Source organism: Mesorhizobium sp. M1365 (assembly GCF_040317865.1).
Classification (GTDB): domain Bacteria; phylum Pseudomonadota; class Alphaproteobacteria; order Rhizobiales; family Rhizobiaceae; genus Mesorhizobium.
In genome coordinates this window covers 34,581-50,078 of sequence record NZ_JAMYLG010000040.1, presented here as the reverse complement: position 1 = coordinate 50,078, position 15,498 = coordinate 34,581, and the positions used below count along the sequence as shown (strand labels likewise).

The 15,498-nt window shown below is 53.0% G+C and carries 12 protein-coding genes and 1 pseudogene; all 13 read right to left on the bottom strand.

Annotated features, from left to right (window positions below):
* Positions 1 to 562 precede the first annotated feature (562 nt).
* Positions 563 to 1,828: an O-antigen ligase family protein gene (locus NKH04_RS27530; protein WP_353045290.1), complete on the bottom strand. Its 1,266-nt coding sequence runs from the start codon at positions 1,826 to 1,828 to the stop codon at positions 563 to 565.
* A 50-nt stretch (positions 1,829 to 1,878) separates the two neighbouring features.
* Positions 1,879 to 3,138 (bottom strand): tetratricopeptide repeat protein, encoded by a 1,260-nt coding sequence (locus tag NKH04_RS27525; RefSeq protein ID WP_353045289.1) that lies wholly within the window; start codon positions 3,136 to 3,138, stop codon positions 1,879 to 1,881.
* On the bottom strand, positions 3,026 to 5,410 hold the full coding sequence (locus tag NKH04_RS27520) for a GumC family protein (RefSeq protein WP_352996794.1): 2,385 nt from the start codon (positions 5,408 to 5,410) through the stop codon (positions 3,026 to 3,028). The genes NKH04_RS27525 and NKH04_RS27520 overlap by 113 nt, the downstream gene beginning before the upstream one ends.
* A gap of 54 nt (positions 5,411 to 5,464) precedes the next feature.
* The gene (locus NKH04_RS27515) at positions 5,465 to 6,250 is read right to left on the bottom strand and encodes a polysaccharide biosynthesis/export family protein (RefSeq protein ID WP_352996796.1); all 786 of its coding nucleotides are present in this window, start codon (positions 6,248 to 6,250) and stop codon (positions 5,465 to 5,467) included.
* On the bottom strand, positions 6,250 to 7,059 hold the full coding sequence (locus tag NKH04_RS27510; RefSeq protein WP_352996798.1) for a tyrosine-protein phosphatase: 810 nt from the start codon (positions 7,057 to 7,059) through the stop codon (positions 6,250 to 6,252). The genes NKH04_RS27515 and NKH04_RS27510 overlap by 1 nt, the downstream gene beginning before the upstream one ends.
* A gap of 532 nt (positions 7,060 to 7,591) precedes the next feature.
* On the bottom strand, positions 7,592 to 8,068 hold the full coding sequence (locus NKH04_RS27505) for a hypothetical protein (RefSeq protein WP_353045288.1): 477 nt from the start codon (positions 8,066 to 8,068) through the stop codon (positions 7,592 to 7,594).
* 282 nt (positions 8,069 to 8,350) lie between these two features.
* Positions 8,351 to 8,824, bottom strand: coding sequence for a hypothetical protein (locus NKH04_RS27500; RefSeq protein ID WP_352996800.1), 474 nt, complete (start codon positions 8,822 to 8,824; stop codon positions 8,351 to 8,353).
* Positions 8,825 to 8,943: 119 nt separating this feature from the next.
* Positions 8,944 to 9,206, bottom strand: a pseudogene (locus NKH04_RS27495) (IS66 family transposase); the annotation flags it as partial.
* A gap of 92 nt (positions 9,207 to 9,298) precedes the next feature.
* Positions 9,299 to 10,117 carry a glycosyltransferase family 2 protein gene (locus NKH04_RS27490; protein WP_353045287.1) on the bottom strand — a complete coding sequence of 273 codons (819 nt, stop codon included), beginning with the start codon at positions 10,115 to 10,117 and terminating at the stop codon, positions 9,299 to 9,301.
* A 558-nt stretch (positions 10,118 to 10,675) separates the two neighbouring features.
* A complete protein-coding gene (locus NKH04_RS27485; protein WP_353045286.1) occupies positions 10,676 to 11,854 on the bottom strand; it encodes a glycosyltransferase in 1,179 nt (392 codons plus the stop codon).
* A gap of 38 nt (positions 11,855 to 11,892) precedes the next feature.
* Positions 11,893 to 12,786 (bottom strand): class I SAM-dependent methyltransferase, encoded by an 894-nt coding sequence (locus NKH04_RS27480; protein WP_353045285.1) that lies wholly within the window; start codon positions 12,784 to 12,786, stop codon positions 11,893 to 11,895.
* Between the two features lie 141 nt (positions 12,787 to 12,927).
* Positions 12,928 to 14,076 (bottom strand): glycosyltransferase family 4 protein, encoded by a 1,149-nt coding sequence (locus NKH04_RS27475; RefSeq protein WP_353045284.1) that lies wholly within the window; start codon positions 14,074 to 14,076, stop codon positions 12,928 to 12,930.
* Positions 14,077 to 15,474 (bottom strand): MATE family efflux transporter, encoded by a 1,398-nt coding sequence (locus tag NKH04_RS27470; RefSeq protein WP_353045283.1) that lies wholly within the window; start codon positions 15,472 to 15,474, stop codon positions 14,077 to 14,079. It abuts the gene before it with no gap.
* Positions 15,475 to 15,498 lie beyond the last annotated feature (24 nt).

Below are 15,498 nucleotides of genomic sequence, written 5' to 3'. Positions count from 1 at the left end.
AAGCTCCTCGGCTCCTTGCTTCAGTGTCAGTATGTCTCGCTCATCACCTCAAGCCGCGCCAGATGGGGTCAGCTTGGCGCTTACAAGTGTTTGTGGTGTCCCCGATGATGAGCGGCATCGGCTTAATGGGGCGCACTTTTGGTGATGCTATGGAGCGCGCCCTGCTAGGCCGAAAGGCATCACCCCTGCTTCTGCCATCACATGAGAGTGTATCTTGGTATGGAGAGGTGCTTCTGCGTGGAAGCCCTCAAATCATGAGCATTGGGGAACTGAAGACGGGATAGGGCGGCCGACTGCTTTCCACCCTATCTCGGCTCATTCCGCAATTATGAGTTCACGGCCTAAATACCCGGTGACCGATAATTCGGTCGTCCTCCTTGGGACACAGCCCTGCCGGTTTTGAAGCCGCGCGTGCATCAAGCAATGGCACCTTGTGCTTCTAACCTTCTAACTAGCATAAGCGAGGATGTTGTCGCCGTAGACCGCCCGGCGCGCAATTCATTGCGGTGAAAGGGAACCGCGACGGGCAGGCCGCGGCGTTTCGCGGGGCTATACACAGGCCTTAAGACGAAGTACCGATGGGAACAAACAACTTGTCACCATTGTGATCGATCTCGATCAGCTCGCCATTATTATGGCTCAAACGTTCCGCAAATCCTTTGTGGAAGATGATTGCATTCATATACGCAAAGGTCATCACCAGCGCCTCAGTTCGTAGCGGATAGTCGACCAACGAATGAATGAGAAGAAAAGACACTGAGAGAAAAGCCGCCTTCTGAAACGGGTCGCGGCGAACCTTAGCCAATGCAGCCAGAAGCAGTACGAAATAACCTGTCATCAGCACGACAGCTGGAACTCCGCCCTCGAAGGCTATTTCAAGATAATCATTGTGAGCATGATTCACATATTGCTTGAAAATCATGCCCTCCCTTTCATATATCTGATAGGCCTTTTGAAAATTTCCGAACCCAACACCCGTCGCCCAATTGTCCTTGATCCCGTCGATCGTGGTTCGGGCAAATTCTCCTCGCCCGAAAGCCGGGTCGATCACGTCCGCGTCGAGCTTCGTCCACGCGCCGATCGAGTAGATTGAAAGTCCGACGAAAATTGCCAGAATGCTCAGCCCGCTTGTCCTGGAACGGGCCGATAGAAAAACGACGGACAACACCGTGATCGCCAATCCGAGTAGAACACCGGCCCGCGAACCGGCGGCCAAAAGAAGCAGCAAAAGCACGATCAAGCCGAAGGATCCAGACAAAAGATGTCCGCGGAACAGACCAAAGTAGACGACGAAGGGGATGGACACAAAAAGCAAAGCCGAAAAATGATTCACATTAGCAAAAAGCCCGGCATTGATGGTAAACGGCAGAAGCCCTATAATGGCGACATCGTCGGAAAACGAATATTGTATCGCTCCTGCCAAACCATTGCAAATAACACCCATGAAAAAGAACGGAAGAAGTGCATTGACCTGCTCGACACGCAAGCGCAACACGGCCAGAAAAAATGCCGCGGCAGCTACGAGATTGAGCAGACATTCGATCGTGCGGCCGACGCCGACGCTGATGAAGCGAAACCGGGTGTCTCCAACCCAGGGGTCGCCCAGCAGCAGTTCTGGTCGCAAGCCACTGAATATCGCCGCTGGTAACGGGACCAGTTGCAAAACCGCCAATGCGACGGCGAAGATCAGCAGCCAGAAAACAGAATGGGGGCTTCTCTGGCCAGGGGCTTGCGAAAAGACAGCCGCCGCCGAGACAATTGCCGCGACTTCGATCAGAGTGTCGGTATAGAGGCCGCTTGCAGTACCACCGCCGATCAGCAGTGACATAAACAACACCGACCCAAGGAGATATTTGTCCCACTCCGACGGCCGGTCATTCAAGATGGAAGTCTCTCGATGCTCAATTTGTGCATTACCAACGTACCGACATATCGAAATCGCCAGCTCTCGGCAATGGCAGCGGTCTGCAGCCTCAGCAACTGTAGCGGACACGAAGCTGATCCAACCGAAAAATTATAGCTGAAACTCTGACGATTGTATGTACCCTCAGAAATATTGAACCGCGCTATTTCGCCTGCCTGATCGACGCACTTGATCGCCCAAAATAGCTCCTTTGGAAGCTTCAAGCTTCTTGCGGAAGCAATCAACGAAATTTTGTAGGAACCTGGCGGGAGTTCAATTAACTGCTGAAGAGCAGTATTCTTAACCGGTGTATTCAAGAACCGGACCGTCGCCCCACCCTCGCCTTCGACCGCATCTTGGGATGTCGCGAACGCAATTTCCAACCCCGATTGATCGCGCAGTTGCCAATCGAAGGGCTTACCACTAAATATCGGCTCGAAGGTACTGTTGAAAATATATCCGCCCAACTTTCGTTCTTGATCGGAAAGGCTGAAAAGAAACAGCCGATACGCTGCCCCATATTCCTTCTGACCAATATAGCCGCTGATCACAGCAGACAATTCGCTCGATTTTGGTGGCGTGCTTGATCCGGCCAAATCGAGCAACAGGCGATCTGCGGTGTCTAGTCCTTCGGGAGTTTTGCCAAGAGCGGCGAACAGGCTGGCTCTCCAAGGGGCTTCCGCTCTGATAGCTATCAGCACGGCTTGGTATCCATCGGAGTTCGACAGGATCGTCGGCAGACCGTCGGCGATAGCCGGAAACTGATCCGGCCATCGCCGCAATAGTGTATCAATCTCGGCCACGGCCTTTGACAGATTGCCTGTCTCGACTGATCGGCCAATTGACCTCCGAAGCGCATGGATTTCTGTCTTGGACAATTTTCGAGCTTGATCGAAAAGCTCATAGGCTTCACCTTTCTCGCCTTGTCGGTATTTGATTTCTCCGATTAGGCTATAGAGACGTGCGTCCGCGATATCGAAGGCAAGCGCGCCTCGGGCCTTCGCAACCAAAGCGTCAAGATCAGGAGCATCGTTCGTATCGTTCAGGTCGCTAGTGATTTCAGCAATCAAGGCCTCGACGTTGAACGGATCCAGATCAAGCGAAGCGGCTGGGGTTTCTGTTTCAAGAAATCGACTTAGCCCGATCGAGGAAGCGACCAACACTAGAACGGACGCGACGAACCAAACGACTGAGCGTCTGAGATTTTGCATAAGCGGGCTGGCTTGCTCCATCATCGATTTTGCCCTCAATCCTCGGCGTACTGCTATCCGTGCCGTAGTTGTAGTACTGGTAGTTCATGTACTTGTATGCGTAATTGTAATCGAACTTGTTCACTGCAAACTTCGACATGGCGGCTCCAACAACATTCGCGCCGGCGGCACGCAGGCGCTTCAGCGCCGTTTTTGCCGACTTACGCGTTACCTGATTGGTAGAAATGACTACCAACGTGCCTTCAGCAAGCCGGCTGAGAATGGGGGCATCCGAAAGACCGACGATCGGCGGCGCATCAATGATAACAAGATCGAAACGCTTGCCGAGATTGGTCAAGATTAGAGCCATCTTCGGCGATGAGAGTAGATCAGCAGGGTTTGGTGGAATTGTTCCCGAGGTCAGAACGGTCAAATTGGGATACTTGGTCGTCCTGAAGATGCTCGCCAAATCCTCCTTGCGGACGGTGTTCGTCAGGAGATTGCTGAGCCCGATCGTGTTGTCGAGACCAAACAGCCGATGAAGGTTGGGCTTTCGAAGATCGCCGTCGACAACGAGGACCCTCGCACCGAGCGCGGCAAAGTCCTGCCCAAGCTTGAACGACGTCGTCGATTTGCCTTCCGATGGCTCGGAACTCGTGACGAGCAACGATCGTGGCGCGCCTTCAGCACCAGAGAATTGCAACGACGTTCGAAGCGAACGGTAGGCCTCCGACAATCCTGACTTCTGATCCGCGATGCTGGCTGTGAGTTCTCGGTCGTCGACGAGCGGCAAGATGCCGAGCATCGCCAACCCCAATTCCTTTTCGATCTGCTCAGGATTGGTGAAGGTGTTGTTCAACAACTCAATGACATAAATGATTGATGCGCTCAGAGCCATGAAAAGCGTCAGCGCCATTGCAAGATTTCTGCTCATGCGAGGAGAATAAGGAGCGCTGGGTTGCGCCGCGAAATCAACTATCGCAGCACTTTGGGTTTTTAGCTCCGAGCTAACACCGACTTCATTCAACTTTGCAATAAGACTGTCATATTGTGACCGGTTCGAGTCAACTTCCCGCTTTAGGATGGTGTATTTGATGTTCTTGTCATTGAAGACAACCTGTTGCCTTTCCATTTCCGCGAGCTTGGCCTTTAAGTCCGATTCTTTGTTCTGTGCCTCTTGGTATTTCAAGCGCAATGAATCCGTTATAGCCAGCACTCCATTGTTATAGAGCCGCTGCAACTCCCTGATCTGCGACTGTAGCTGCTGCATTTCCGGAAAACCGGGTTTCAATATGCCCAGCTTCTGTTGATATTGGCTAGTCAAGTCCGCCAGTTTTTCGCTGAGCGCTTGCAGCCCTTTGCTTTCCAGGACCGGGCTGAGGCTCGAACCACGGCCTTTGTCTATCTGGTCCACCACCCGTCCTGCGTCGAGCCGGTCCTGGATGGCTGTCGCAAGCGCGGTATTCAGGGCTTCGATGTTCGATCCTATTAGCGATTTGTCATCGCCGGTTATCGTGATGCCTGCATCCTTCGCATAAGCGACCAGCTCCTCTTCAGATTTCTGGAGCTTTTGCTTCACCTGCAAAACCTGTTCCTGTATGAACTGCCGTGCTAAATCGGACGTTTCACTGGTCTGATCGAGGCGCTGGTCGATGAAACTCTGCGCAACTTGGTTGGCTACATCGCTTGCATACTTAGGGCTCTGATCGGTGAACGTAATTGACAACAGGCTTGTGTTGGTGACCAGATTGACCGCGAGATCATTCAAGACGCGTCCGATCGCAATTGCTTCCCGTTCCTCGGGAGTTCGTTCCTGAACGGAAGGCGATTTGGAAATTCTGAACGCGCGATAGAAAATATTGCCAAGTGAGAAGTCTGGCGTTGGAAACAGGAAGTCCGGCTTTTCGCTAAGGCCCAATTGGAACACTACGCGCTGCGCCAGCGCGCGACTTTTCAGCTTTTCGCGAGCGGTCAGAAAGGCTCGCACGTCGCTGTTTTCAGAGACCACCTCAATGTCCTGGAAGACCTTTGCTGAAGGGACCAAAACTTCTAACTGAGTTGTTGCCTGATATTTTGGCGTCTGCATCATCGTCACGACGACGCCAGCGACAAGCCCTGCGGCCGCCATCATGACAATCAGCCAACGGTACTGGACAGCGTAAAAAAGCAACTTGAGGGGATTGAACCCCCCGTCCTGCTCCGAATAATCACGTCCGTATGGGCTATAGCTTTGAGCGCCGTCATAATATAGATCCGCAGACAGCGCCTGACCATGTCCAGGGCCTGAAATTTGATGCTGCCTGTTACGATCGAGCATAGCGCCAGGTGATCCTAAGTTTGTCGGTATTCTGATTGAAAGTGATGAATCATTCTAGGGAATCACGGCAAGTCGGGCTGCACTCGAGGCAATGCCTAGGGCGTCCTTGAGATTGTTCATCGCGATTTTCGATTTCGAGGCAAAGACGACAACCTTGTCACCTCCGTAGATGCGCGGGTTGCGGATCTTGCCTGCACGGATTGCCTCCACATCGTAATTTGCAACCAACGTGTTCGAGCCGATATTTCGATAGACGAAGACCTTACTTGCATCCCCAATCGGGCTGAAATTCCCAGCGAGCGCGATCGCGTCCAGAAGCGAGGAATTGCTCGATACCGGAAAGATCCCAGCTCGGTTAACTTCGCCGTCGACGGTTATACGCTGTCCGACGGATTCCTTGACGAAAATCGTCACATCAGGCGACTGCAGATATTTGGCACCGTAAGCGGTTTCGACTTCCTGCTCCAACTGACGGACGGTCTTCCCTGCCGCGGTAACGGTGCCGATAAGCGGAAGCGAAATCTGGCCACCAGAGTCGACTTGAACCGTTCTGTTCAAGTTATCGACCTGAAACACATTTACCTCGAGCACGTCGTTCGGAGACAAAGGCTGCTCGTTGCCGTTCTGGGTGTTTTGCGGCGCAGGCAGATCCTTTACCACCTGCAGAGCACCGCCGCCCGAAAGTGGCGTCGATGATGATGTTAGTTGGAGCGCATCGACCGAATTTGACGAAGATGGTTTCGTCGACGAGGTGCTTGTGCACGCAGAGCTTGCCAGTGAAGCGAGCACGACGAATACCCTGCCCATAATAGGATTTATTGTAAAACGAAAAACGCCCATCACGCAGTCCCGCTCTTGAACAAGCGGCCCAATCCTCCAAAGCGGCTGGTGTTGCCGGCGCTTGGTTTTTTCGGGCGTGCTCTTCCGACCGGCTCGATAGGCCAGTTCGCCAATATTTGGCCCGGACGTCTTAACACCATATTGCGGGCCTCGTCTTCCCCACATCGCTTGGCAGCAGCAGCGACCGCCTGCGAGAGCCCAGGACGCCGGCGCGTAGCGCTATGCGTGTCCGATGCGATGATATCCACCCTGCCCTCGTCAATCAGCTTTTCCGAATAATAAAGCGCCGTGCGTCCAAAAGCACCAACAATCGAGTCTGCGGTAAGCTGGATAAGGCAGCCCAATGCATTCAACCTCTCGACAACGTCGTAGTTCGCTTTGATCCAAGTCAGACGCTCAGGATGGGTAAGGATCGGAATAAAACCGGCCTTTATGAGGCGCAGTGCAAGATCTTCTAAACGTGGAGGCAAAACGTGGTGCGGCGGTTCGAATAGAAAATACCGGGACTTGTTTAAAGTCGGCACACTGCCGAGCGCCAGTTGGTCGGGAAGATCGGGCGCTACGTGAATATCGGCACCGACATAAAGAGCAAGCGGTATTGCGGCGCGACGCAGCGCATGGTCAAGTTCTTGAACCGCTCGAACGATATTCGACGTCCTGTTTTCGTGTACGCCCGGCGTAACATGCGGCGTACACGCCATGTGGGTCGTCCCGTCGGCCACCGCCAGGCGGGCCATTTCCAACGATTCGGCAAGATTGGGTGAGCCATCGTCGAGGCCCGGCAAAATATGGGAATGCAGATCGATCATTGGCGTTTATGACAGCAGCGAAGCGAGATGTCGACGTCATCTCCAAAATACACAAATGCGTCACCCGCAGGATAGCGAATGACGCATTTGTCAAGTTGATGCAATACGGTGAAGGCCAGACCCCGGCTACTGGCTGACAGTGTCGTCGTCGTCATCATGCAGGCCGATGATCAGCGCCGCACCGGCGATTACCGCGCCGCCCGACAGAATTGGTGGCATAAGGCCATGTCCCACGCTGCCAGCGGCACTACCTACAGCTGATGTATCGAGCGCTACACACATGCCGCCCTCCACAGGATGGACTTTGATCGTCGATTTTTCGGAACGCCGGATCTACAACTCGCACCGACACGCAGCGGAGTGCGTGTCGGTCACAAGGTGCGTGCGCCGGGATAGATTAACACTCCGACCCTCACTCCGGGCAGCCTCAGACACCCCGGCATCGCCTAGGGCTTCAGTTATCTAGCCGATACACCGGCTCCGATACCAACATATGGCTAAGGCAACTCTGCCGCCCCGTTTGCCAGCCAACTTAGTTACTGACGCCGTGGTCCTTGTCCGCCGTCGCGGCCAGAATACCGGCCCCAACAGCCATGCCGCCAAAGATCAAGAGCGGGACGTTGCTCTTGTTGTTGGAATTGTCCGTTTGGGCGGTCTGCTCCGAACCCAGCACATTAAGGCAAATCTTGTTCTCGACACGGGAGATGTCGAGGGTAGAATTGGCCGGCACGCTCAGATTGCAGCCACCGACCTGAACCGAAGCCGAGCCTTTGGCGCCAACCACGACACGGCTGCCGAAATCCAGCGCGCCACCGGCTTTTGCCGGGCCATAGCCAGCCACTTGCGAGATTATTACGTCGCCATTGACGTGACCGAGTGACCCAATCGGATTTACGCCTGAATAGGCCGTTGCACAGGTGCACGAGGCATCCTGGGCGAAAGACGATACCGGAACGAAGCCGACCGAAGCTACGAATCCGGCCAACACATTTTTCAAAACAAAATTCATCCGTCTCGATCCCTCTGTCCAACTTTACCTCAGGCCCACCCAACCATAAGGTACTGCAACCAGCGCGTAACAGCTTTTCGGCTTGATTCCAACCTATTTCGCACATGCGAGATAATTTTTGGTTTCGGTGTGGTTGAGAGAGCACACCATAAGAGAATTTGAACGTATCATCTTTACAACGAGCTGCTTCGAAGATCCTCGCGCCAGCTGACATCATCAGGAAGCGTCGTGCCGACCAGGGGCCGTCGTCCATCCGACCTTTCGCCTCACCCGAGGTGGAAGCTACGAGGCTGGTGAGCAGCGTTTATAGGTCGAGCCCGCCTGAGTGGGCTGCCCGCACAGGATGCCGTCCTCGACGAGCTTTGCAGCCAGATCCGCGCCATCGGAAGTGAGGCACTGTACAACGAGGGCGTCACCAAATTTCGTTGCGACGCTGCCGTCGCAAGGTGTCCCAGTGCCGACCGGTTTGCATGTCAAGGAAAGGCCTTGATAATCCCGACGTGCGGCCTCGGTGACCATGGCGCGTATGGATTGGGGCTTGGTGAATGCGACGCCGCACAGCACGATTTTGCGGCTGCCGACACGCAAATCGTCGATTGATTGAACAACGAGCTTGCCATCAAATGGCACTTGCGCCGGCGGCGGCGTGGGCACCTGCGCGCCGAGGTCGGTGCCCCTCGTAACAAAAATAATTAGGAACCCAACCCCAAATGCTAAGGCCAGAAACGCAAACAAGCCTAATTTTTTAATCGACAAATTCAAACCCCGCTAAGTACAGGTTTCTCTGTGACACATCCATCGCAGCCAGCAAACGAGTTGCCAACGATCACTGCCTATTGTTGTAGCGGCTATTGACCTGACGTTCAAAGCACTCCGCCCACGAGCCGTAGTTCACCGCCACAGGCGGAGCAGCAGGCGCCGGGATCGAGCTCCCTGCGCTCGCGAACTGCCTTGTGCGATACGCGCGGACGACGGTGCGTGATCCTTTCGGGCGCGTTCGTCATAGGCGCGACAGACGCTGCCTCGTCGGCCTCATTGATGGCCCGGCATTGCTCTCCCCCGCGGCGATCAAAAGATCCTCCAGGGCCAGTTCCAGCTGCTGGATTTCCCGCTCGATCTTTTCCGAAGACTTGCCGAAGACCAGAGCCTGTGCCGCGACGCTGAAGCCACTACATGCTCTGATCTAGACGCGTGTGCTTAGGCCGAGCTGCTCCCTATATTCTAAACAGCTCACTGCGATTGAGAATTAGGTCTAAAATGATGCGAAAAATGAGCAGCCTTCGCGTCTATCATTATTTCATAAGCCAGCCGAAGGCAGGCAAACTGGTACCCTGCAACACCGTCAAATATTCCAAGGCGGAAGATATAAAGGTAAATAAAGACTAGAAACGGACGCCCAGGAATCCTATAGGCCAAGTTCTTCTGTGCCTCGCGCCTGGCTCTTGGATCTCTAGACACTAAACATTTTACTGCGCCGAACGTAATTGGTGTTCCTTTAACCAGCCTAGCTTCCATTGTCGAGTACCGATTGTGCCTTTCAAGCCACCAGTCTAGGCCCTTATTAAATGGAAAATGTAGAATATGTCCCTCAAGCTGCCTGGCAGAACCCTCGACACGGTAAGTTTCGTTTACCTTGCGCTCCACCAGGACCTTTCCATGGCGAAATACCCTAGGAAACCAAGTCGGATATCCCGATGAGCGCCGAAGCCAGCGACCCATAAATAGGTCCTTTCTCCGAACCAGAAACATAGCGCTGCTTGCATCTGCTGACTGAATGCAATGCTCGATCTCTGTTGCCAACTCACGCGTCATCCTTTCATCCGCGTCAAGCATAACGATCCACTCCTCAAGATCTGGCAAAGTTAGACCAAAATTGCGCTGATCCGCATAGTCCGTAAAAGGTCGCGTTACAACTTTCGCGCCCATCTCCTCTGCTATTTTTGCAGTGCCGTCTGTACTTTCTGAATCAAGTACATGGATATGCTCGCGCCAAGGGATTGATGCTATACAATCTGCGATGTTGACTGCCTCGTTGTAGGTCAGAATCAAGACTGATGGCATGTCATTGCCTAACGTTTACCCACAACCCGTGCTGGATTTCCGACCACGACAGTAGCTTCGTCCACGTTCGAAACAACCACCGCCCTTGCGCCAACTACCGCGCGATTTGCCACGGTGACGCCGGGCCCGATAAAGGCATCCGCCGCAATCCAAGCGCCAGATCCGATCTCGATAGGCCCAATCATAAGTGAAAACATCGGATCACGGTGATCGTGAGTTGCAGCACATAAATGAACCCCTTGGCTAACAATCGAGTGAGCACCGAGCCGAACAGTCCCAACTGAATAACATGTTACCCGAGGGCCCAAACAACTGCCCTCGCCTAGCTCCAAGTGCCAGGGTGCCCAGATTCTGGCACTAGGATAGAGGTGCACACCGTCGCCCACTTTAGCGCCAAACGCACGCAACAGGATTCGGCGCCAACCATGCATCGCAACCGGCGACCACTTATAAAGTGTTGCCTGCACCAGCGTCCATACAAGGCGAGCAGCCTTGTCGGAATAGCTCGGAGGCGGCACCAGACTAAGGCGTGAGCGCGAGCGACTGCTAATTGGCTTCACCGGGCAGAACAACTGATTCGGGCCGCTCAGCCTCACCTAGGGTCCATTTGTAAACTTGCTCCATGTTGGCAGCCACTTTAGTCCAAGAAAAATCCCGACTCATCCAAGCTCTACCGCGAGAACCCATTCGTCGCAATTCCGGCCGAGGCAACATCATGGCGGACGCCATGCTGCCTGCTATCGAATCCGCCCCATGATCAACCCACCAGCCGCATGCGTTGTCAACAACGCCTTGCCAGGGGGCTCCCTTAGTAGTTACTATCGGCGTGCCGCTTGCTAGAGCCTCAGCGATGACCATGCCGAAATTCTCGTTTAACGTGGGTAGAACAAACAATTCCGCTTCGCGATAGGCGTCCTGTTTGTCGTCTCCAAATAAAGCATTCTCGAATGTTACGCGGTCCAGTCTCAACATTCCCGCAAGTTTTCGAAGCTCCAAATGCTGAGGCCCTTCTAGCGGGCCAACAATTCTCAGCCGCCACGCGGGGAATTCTGACTGCAATTTTGCCCAAGCTTGAAGTAAAGTGTCGACGCCTTTCTTAGCATGTAGGCGGCCCAGGTACAGCACCGTACGCGATTCTCCAGCCGCATCTGACCTCTTCGAGTGCCTTGCATTTTCATGGTCCGGTGGTATGTCGACCCCGTTGGGTACAATGGCAACAGGTCGAAGGATCCCGCGTGCCCAGATTGCCTCACATTCTTCCATGCTCGTTGCGTGAAGACAGTCGGACCTCATCAGTACGCGGCGCTGCGCGAGCATCCAGAACATCTGCTTTTTTCGGGCCGAAAACTGCAATGCCTCCTTTCCAAGCATGCCCCGCGGTGAGGTGACAAGCGGGCACCGGTGACGCAAAGCGCTCGTGCCTGGATAAATATTTGGCATAAGCCAAAGGCCATGGGCGTGAAGGACGGCTCCCGCAGCAGCACCGACTTCAATCGCTGCGGCGAGGCTTTTGGAGAAAAGTAAACGCCGCACGCCAGGTATATTGGAAAAATCTGTCGAGAAAACGCGCGAGTTCCCTCGTTCATCGCCGCTCTTTGAAACGCTTGTACTAAATATCTCGGCATCTACTCCACGAGCGCATAGCGCCTCGGCGAGCCCTGTAACAGAATAGCTGGGACCTGCAGCTTTGTTGTCAATCGAACCCACAACCTGAATGACGCGCATCCCGCTCCTGCCCATTCCTTTTCAGTACTGACTGGCCATTACAATAATCTCGCCACACACAGAAGCTCTGCATTTGACCGATCGCCGAGGAATTGTCCTCCATTTAGCGTCCAATTATCAATTTCACGTTTTTCCATTGGAAGCCCGCCAATGAAATATGGATCGTTTTCGAAAGCCGTTTTCCAGTACAAATCACTAATTAAGTTGGGATGCACTTTTCCCCAAAAATGGTGCCAAGCTCTCGGAGCAACTGAGCGAAAATCCAACGACCCGTTTGGAGTTACTGCAATAAATACCCCCCCCTTTTTGGCAAGTCGCCTAGCAAGTTGAATGGCACGTCTCGGACTAGGAATATGTTCGAAAACATGATTAGAAAAAAATATATCAAAGTATCCATGGAGCTCATCACTTGACTCCAATATAGAAATATCTGTCTCACAGTTTACATTTAGCTCTCTCTTGGAGAATTCCGCGCGCATAGACGAAATTTCATAGGCTTTTACATCAAATCCGCGATGCCCAAATTGCCAGCTCCCGAAGCCCCAGGAGGAGCCAAAATCGAAGATGCGTGCGCCTGGTCCAAAGCCAAGGCGCTCTATTAACTCGATTAATCCAGCGTACGACTTTTCGTGCCCAGCAAAATTGGAACGGCACAACTCCGTAAGAGTATCCTTATCAGGTAGGTCGGTTGTAAATCCTTGACTATACTGTTTTTGGTAAAATTCGTAGTTATCATCATTTGTATCTGCAGGAAATCGATACATAAGCTTGCATCGCATACATTCTCGAAGCTCGATCACAACTAACTTTCTGTCAAGCGTTCTGTATGCTAACCCTTTACAATTCGGACATTCGTTAGATACGTTCTTCCATCGGCGCCGAACCTGGCTGGCGAAATACTGAAGCCTTTCTTCGATATTTGTAATAGCCATACTGTTCCCCTGTTATCACTTCAATTAGAGCCTACAATACACAAATCAGCTCGAACAGTCTACCGAAGCGGTAGGTCTAGTAAACACGTGATGCGCGGAAAAGACTCGCCGATATACAATTGTACAATCGAGGTCTGCCGCTTATATGTAGGATGTATCCGCCTTGCTATGCGACTTACTCAATTCGTCAAAATACCGCCTTCCATAAGCTCTCCATGAGAGAAGCTCACGATCCTCATCTGACAGATTTTCCGATCCCTTACTATCGCGAGCGACTTTGAGTGCGCGGGACAAACCATCAGCAAAGCCAGAAACATCGTTTGGCTCGACAACATGGACCCGCTCACGAAGCGATTTTGACAAACCAAGATCAATTCCACCCGTCATAGAGGTGCAAACCACTGGCAAGCCAGATGCCAACGCCTGCGCTTGTACCAAGGCAAGCCCTTCTTCGCGCGAGGCAAGTGCAAACACGTGAGCTTCGCGATAGTAGTCTTGTAGCTTCCACTGCGGTACGGGATCTACGTGCTCAAACTGCGGGTCGTTGAAAGGAAAGGCCTCGTCAACTAGGGAACCCACGTGAAGCAGCCGGACACCTTCAAGTCGGTGAATAGCCTTGGTGAGCACGTCAACACCTTTTCTGCGGCTCCAACCACCAACGAAGAGAACAGTCGCTGGTTTGCTAGGCGGTAAGTCAGCACGAAGAGGAAATTGACCGAGATCGACACCGTACGGATTGCGAAATAGTTTCGATGCGAGAGTATAATCTTGCGACACGAAGCTGTCGACTACTTGGCCAGACGGCACAACAATACGGTCAGCCATCTCGTAGCCTGCTAATTCTCGATTTACGATGAAGTCGCTCGGAATTCGCGGCACGCAGAGATCACGCAGAATGTTCCGCTGTGAAATGATATGACGGCTTCCCCGCTCTAGCCATATTTGGGCGCCAAACCGACGACGTGCATAGTGAGCGGCCTCAAGATAGATACCTGACATGCAAATGAAGAAGTCGCATGGCTCCAGTCGAGCAATCACAGCCGCATTAAGGGCATAGGCAATTGTTCTCTCTTGAAAATTGGGTAAAAACGCCCCTCCGTAATTTTGCCAAATAATCAACGGAGCGACGAACGGCAGAAGCCCACGATGGAAAGTTGGCGCTAGGCCGAACTGCTTGGCCCGGCTGCGGCGAACGTACGAATAAAATCTCGTTTCGGCTCCGAGACCACCCAACTCTCGTGCCAGATCTAGAACATGGAACCGGCCGAGTGACGCTATAGCTACTCTCATTCAGGTCTTCTTGCTCAGTGAAAATCGCAACCATATTCGCAGAACGGTGAGCAACGCACGTAGCGCGTCACTAATTCGAATTCTCTCTTCCCGACTTATAACCATGTTAGCGACCACCAGGCCACAAACTATCAACGTAGAAAATGTAACAGCGAGGCGCACTATCGTCGACTCAGAAGAATATGCGTCACCGAGAAGAAGCGCGAATACAACGAGAGTCATCGCTGTCATCGGCACCATCCAAGGGCGTAATGCTCTTGGCCTAAATTGCCGCGAAAAAACAGTGAAAGACAGCAGAGCGGCAACTGATACTGAGACAGTTTGAGCGATGAGAAGACCTGAAAGGCCATACTCCGAAACTAGCAGCCATGCGCCAATACCCAATGTACTGGCCTGACAAGCTCCAATGACAAAAAGGTATGCAGATTTTCGCAAACCGAACAGCGCGCCTGTCAGCACTGTCAGAATCATCGTCGGTATAAACGCTGCAAGTGCCAACATTCCGAACGATTGAGCTGTGCCAAAGCCGTTGCCAAATAACAGGTGCACCAGAAAGGGCCAGAGCCCCGCCAGGCAGACAGCCATAGCTAAGGCCCCGATCCAGATCGCCTTCAATTGCAAGAGAACGGCCCCCGGGCCTTCAGCAAAGCCATGGCGATCGGCAAAGAATGAAATCATCGGTCCGGAAAGTGAGATAGGAACGACGGTAGCGATCGACATCAGCGTTTGAATCACGCGTAGGTCACCGAGACCCTTTACGCCGATAACCTGCGTTAGGATACCGTTGCTGATGAATTCCGCGGGAATTAGAAGCAGTCCTGCCGCATAGAACGGCATACCAATCGAAAATATTGCTATAGTTTCTCGGGCTGGTCGACGGGCGGTGACCTTTAGGCCTAGGTGCGTAAATAGACGCTTTAGACCAATGGCGAGATTGATGGTTCCCAAAATTTGTGCGCCCACTAGTCCCCATGCTGCTCCGCTTGCGCCAAAGACAAATCCGCCTATGGTGACAGAAAACACGGCTATGACGGACGTGACGCCTGTAATCTTGGAATATGTGCGAAACGCTCCAAGTCCAGCGTAGACGGTGTAGCAATATTGGCTCAACGTTTGCCCGACAAAGAATGCCGCTCCGGCAATCAAAAAATCCGCAAGCTCAGGGGCCCCAAAAATATTCTGGGCAATCCAGTCCGCCCCCAATATCATTACCAAGGGAACGACTATTACAATGAGGACGAATATCGTCAGTCCTTCGCCCAGGATTGCCTCCGCGTGCCTCTTGTCAACGGGCAACTCCACGCCGGCGAGCCGAACATGTATTCCTGCGTCGGTGCCCAGTCTTGAAAGACCATAGAAAGTTTGGCTGGCCGCTTGTGTGAACGCAAATGCGCCCAAGCCTCTACCGTCGAGCAACCGAGC

Coding starts and splice junctions, on each gene's coding strand:
- NKH04_RS27525 (WP_353045289.1), bottom strand. CDS start 3,138: ATGATGGAGCAAGCCAGCCCGCTTATGCAAAATCTCAGACGCTCAGTC.
- NKH04_RS27505 (WP_353045288.1), bottom strand. CDS start 8,068: ATGAATTTTGTTTTGAAAAATGTGTTGGCCGGATTCGTAGCTTCGGTC.
- NKH04_RS27485 (WP_353045286.1), bottom strand. CDS start 11,854: ATGCGCGTCATTCAGGTTGTGGGTTCGATTGACAACAAAGCTGCAGGT.
- NKH04_RS27480 (WP_353045285.1), bottom strand. CDS start 12,786: ATGGCTATTACAAATATCGAAGAAAGGCTTCAGTATTTCGCCAGCCAG.
- NKH04_RS27475 (WP_353045284.1), bottom strand. CDS start 14,076: ATGAGAGTAGCTATAGCGTCACTCGGCCGGTTCCATGTTCTAGATCTG.
- NKH04_RS27515 (WP_352996796.1), bottom strand. CDS start 6,250: ATGGGCGTTTTTCGTTTTACAATAAATCCTATTATGGGCAGGGTATTC.
- NKH04_RS27510 (WP_352996798.1), bottom strand. CDS start 7,059: ATGATCGATCTGCATTCCCATATTTTGCCGGGCCTCGACGATGGCTCA.
- NKH04_RS27530 (WP_353045290.1), bottom strand. CDS start 1,828: ATGTCACTGCTGATCGGCGGTGGTACTGCAAGCGGCCTCTATACCGAC.
- NKH04_RS27520 (WP_352996794.1), bottom strand. CDS start 5,410: ATGCTCGATCGTAACAGGCAGCATCAAATTTCAGGCCCTGGACATGGT.